Consider the following 3,635-nt stretch of genomic DNA (forward strand, 5'->3'; position numbering starts at 1 on the left):
TGTTCGATCAGAGAAAATTGTGCTGGCGTGATCTCCATGCTCAATAGTTTAATCGCTCGGGCCATTAGTGTTAACAGGCCCTAGCAAGCCAACCGATTTTGCCAACAAAGGAGCTGTTGAATGTCTCACACAGGAATTCGGACCCTTTCCATGGAAGAACGCTCACTCGTTTCGGGTGGTGCGCAGACGGAGACCACTAATCTTCCACCGATCGATGCAACTCTACCGCCTGACGACAACTGGTACCCACACCCACCGAACTTCTCGGATCCATGGGGCCCAGGTGGCGGTGGCGGTGGCGGCGGTGGTGATGATGTTGGTGGCGGCGGTGACGGTGACGGCTCGCCTGACATTACGTTTATCGACGTAAAGCCGTTCGAAAGCAAGCTGACATACGTTCCGGGCGAGAATGGTGGAGTGGGGTTCAACCAAGCTGTTCTTACCTACCCAATTACCGACCAATACGGGCAGTGGACGGTGAGGACAGAGCTCCAGTTCAACACCGACGGGACCTTCAAGGATGGTAAGGGCACCATGGACTTTGTTGCCAACGACGGCAGTCTATTGAAGTGGGAGTTGCAACAGGGCAGCTGGCAATCCACGATCAACGGCGGCTACTACTGGGATATCGGCGGCGGCTTCGGCTTCCAAGTAAACGTGACCTATAACACCGCCAACAATGACATTAAGGGTGAAGCTCAGTTCCTTTACAACAAGAACCCCTGATGCACTTTTGGATGCTGCATCGTCGGATGCAGCATCCTCTTTGGACTTCTATGCATCCAATTTTATTTCTTCTACTATTCATTCCACTCTCGGCAGGTGCGGTCGAGTGTGGGCGTGTCACCCAAATTTTCAATGACCCGACTCAGGTGACCCAAGCACTGTCCGAAGGCGATGTCTCCGCGCTGAGAAGGATCCAAGCTAGTACGACCAGCCCCGTCGTGCAGCAGATGGCCAAAGCCGCCGAACGTCGGGTTCTTCTTGACCTCGTCGGAGCGCGTAAGGCTTCGGAAGCATGTCTCGATGTGGCACAACAGAAAACGCATCTCGCTGGGCTTACGGTCTGCGGAGCGCTGCGCGCAGGGATCGAGGCCGCCTCTGGGGATCTGCCTGCATGGGCACGCCTCACGGTGGAGGCACAAGAACGGGTCCGTCTCGCCGCTGGCGAACGTGGAAAGACGGTAGAGAATATTGATATTTTTACAAGGATCCCGGACTACGCGGCCCTGTCCAAGCGGCCCACTCCTGTCGTGCGCACTACTGCGGAGGGGCGAATTCCGCTACACACTGGATCCGTGATGGTCGCTACGGGGTCAAGTCATGATGGTGGCCGGGTTGACTATCTGAACATGGCACAAATCCAAATCGATGGGAAAAGCACGGAGGTTCTGGTCGACACGGGATCGTCATTGACGATCGTTCATCCATCAATGTTAAGTACGCCCCCGCTCATGGATGGATTCACGCTTTCAGGCGTTCTTGGGGATACGTCCGAACGCAGCGCGCTAGCTCAGCCGCAGGCTATTCAATTTGGCTCGCTGATCATTGATCAACCCTTTCTGGCGGTCAGTGATCGGGTGCCTGCGAATCTTCTTGGCTTGGACGTAATATCCCGCCTTGGTCGTGTACTCATCAGCAAGACCGGTTTGCAAGTCTTGGCGCCAGGTTCCGCCGCGCCGGCCTGTCATTCACCTATGTTCTCCGCAATGGACCTGAGTGGCACTCGGATGGTCCCAAGAATGTTCTTCACGGTAAACGGGAAACAGCAGGAAGCTATGCTGGACACTGGTTACAGTGGTGAGCTAATGGAATCGCTGCCGATTGGAACTGCGCTCCCGCCAAGTCCAGTGCAACACAGCGTCGTGCAAGGCGTGCAAGGACAGCAGCGCGAGACATCGGTCTCTCGTGAGGTCACTGTGCAGACCCTGGGGGCGCCGGCAAGGCTGCAGATGAGCACATATATCGGCAACCATCCAAACAAGACTCGCTATGTACTGGGAGGCGGCATTCTTCGTAGCGTCTCTCTCTACCTGGACTTCATTGACCACAAGGCCTGCATTGTGGCGATGGAGTCGGCCTGACACAAGCCGTCCCAAGAAGGACCAGAATCAGGAGTGTCCATGGAATACGAGGAATGGATTCGAGCGCAATACCGTCAGGGCCTGAGTGCGGAGGCAATAGCACAAGAGTCGCTGCGCGGGCCGGTCAATTCATTGATCAGTAATAACAGGGTCGAATCAATATTTGGCCAGGTCGCCGCTCTGTTGGGCGTCGCTCCTGAGGCTATTTATGTAGTAGGGTCTTCACGCTTTGGCTTTTCTCTGCGTGACGGGACTCGGTTTGACTCAGTCTACTCCGATCTTGACTTAGCTATCGTCGACAAACCTCTTTACATGCGTTGCGCTGGTGCCAATGAGAACACCGGGGCAGCAAGATTTCCGGAACGAGATTTGCCACCAGCTGAACGGATCGAAATCAGACATGCTTTCGACGCGATCTCAAGGACGTTGGTGGATCTTTTCGCTTACGTCTCGGTAGCGGTATGGCCTGACAACACGACGTTGGCGCGCGCGCAGGCAGTAAGGATTCGCGCCTATCTTGCCGGAACTGAGCAGACGTCTGCGCGCGCGCACGGCCTCGATGCCTCTGCAGACGCAACTGATACAGGTTTTCAACGCATCGTAGACGCCGGACTACCGCAATACACATTGCCGATTACTGAAACGACACCTGGAAATGCTTCACCCTGGCTGACAGACAGCTCGGGATTTCAGCGCGCCTTTGGCGGTAGCGCGCTGCGGCAGGTTCGATTGGAGGTGCTGCGAACGGCTTTCGACAACCTGAAGCAGGTTGTGGACGTGCAATGCTGCCTCGTTGGCGGCAGCTTCGTGGATGTGTCGAATGCCGCACCTAACGACCTGGATATTGTTGTGTTCTATCGGGCGCGAGGAGACGTGGGCTTTGAGCCGGGGCGGGCCTTGCAGCGGCTGACCCGCAAATTTCTACTCAAGCACATCGACATGCGTTTTGTACCGTGCGACGCCGAGCCTTGGCTGCTGGTCAAGCTGACCTCTTACTTCACCATGCTTTATCTATCGCGCAGACCGGGCACGGAGGATCGTCGTCATGGAGTGGTGCTATTGGTGCCGGATGCGATGCAGAGCTGAGACCGGCGATGGGCTTTTATACTGCTACCGCGCCTACACAAGAGCACGGAACTACGAGTAGGACGCTTATGCCATTGCCGCCCCCGGCCCCGCCTGCAGTGCTAGCGGAGCGGCTGCGAGATTGCGAACTAAAGTTGCCCGCAATTGTGCATTGCGCTCGACCCTGCGAGAAACTGTGGGCATATCGCGGGCAACCGGCGCTACAGTCCGCAGTATGCGAACTTCGCCACCCGCTGTCGGTGCACATGCGAATGCCGCCTTTCGATCTGACTGCGATGGCTAAGGCCGAAACTCTTGAAATGCAGATCTACCAACAATGGCGCCGCAGCCTTCGGGGGCCACTGGTGATGGCGGATGTACAGCGCTTTGTCGCGCTATGTACTAGGGCCTGTTAACACTAATGGCCCGAGCGATTAAACTATTGAGCATGGAGATCACGCCAGCACAATTTTCTCTGATCGAACA

3 protein-coding genes are annotated in these 3,635 nt (G+C 56.0%); all 3 read left to right on the forward strand.

Annotation, left to right across the window (positions count from 1 at the left end; translation table 11 throughout):
• The first annotated feature begins 150 nt into the window (after positions 1-150).
• From XcyCFBP4188_RS22975 to XcyCFBP4188_RS22795, 3 genes are read left to right on the forward strand one after another with little or no spacing between them, the layout of a single operon-like run.
• Entirely contained in the window at positions 151-726 is a 576-nt protein-coding gene (locus XcyCFBP4188_RS22975) for a hypothetical protein (RefSeq protein WP_160113189.1), read from the forward strand.
• Positions 726-2,084 (forward strand): retropepsin-like aspartic protease, encoded by a 1,359-nt coding sequence (locus XcyCFBP4188_RS22135; RefSeq protein ID WP_081376511.1) that lies wholly within the window; start codon positions 726-728, stop codon positions 2,082-2,084. Before XcyCFBP4188_RS22975 ends, XcyCFBP4188_RS22135 begins: the two co-directional genes overlap by 1 nt.
• A 39-nt stretch (positions 2,085-2,123) precedes the next feature.
• On the forward strand, positions 2,124-3,170 hold the full coding sequence (locus XcyCFBP4188_RS22795; protein WP_146094083.1) for a DUF6932 family protein: 1,047 nt from the start codon (positions 2,124-2,126) through the stop codon (positions 3,168-3,170).
• The last annotated feature ends 465 nt before the right edge of the window (positions 3,171-3,635 follow it).

The organism is Xanthomonas hortorum pv. cynarae (assembly GCF_002939985.1).
Taxonomy (GTDB): domain Bacteria; phylum Pseudomonadota; class Gammaproteobacteria; order Xanthomonadales; family Xanthomonadaceae; genus Xanthomonas; species Xanthomonas hortorum_D.

Coding starts and splice junctions, on each gene's coding strand:
- XcyCFBP4188_RS22975 (WP_160113189.1), top strand. CDS start 151: ATGGAAGAACGCTCACTCGTTTCGGGTGGTGCGCAGACGGAGACCACT.
- XcyCFBP4188_RS22135 (WP_081376511.1), top strand. CDS start 726: ATGCACTTTTGGATGCTGCATCGTCGGATGCAGCATCCTCTTTGGACT.
- XcyCFBP4188_RS22795 (WP_146094083.1), top strand. CDS start 2,124: ATGGAATACGAGGAATGGATTCGAGCGCAATACCGTCAGGGCCTGAGT.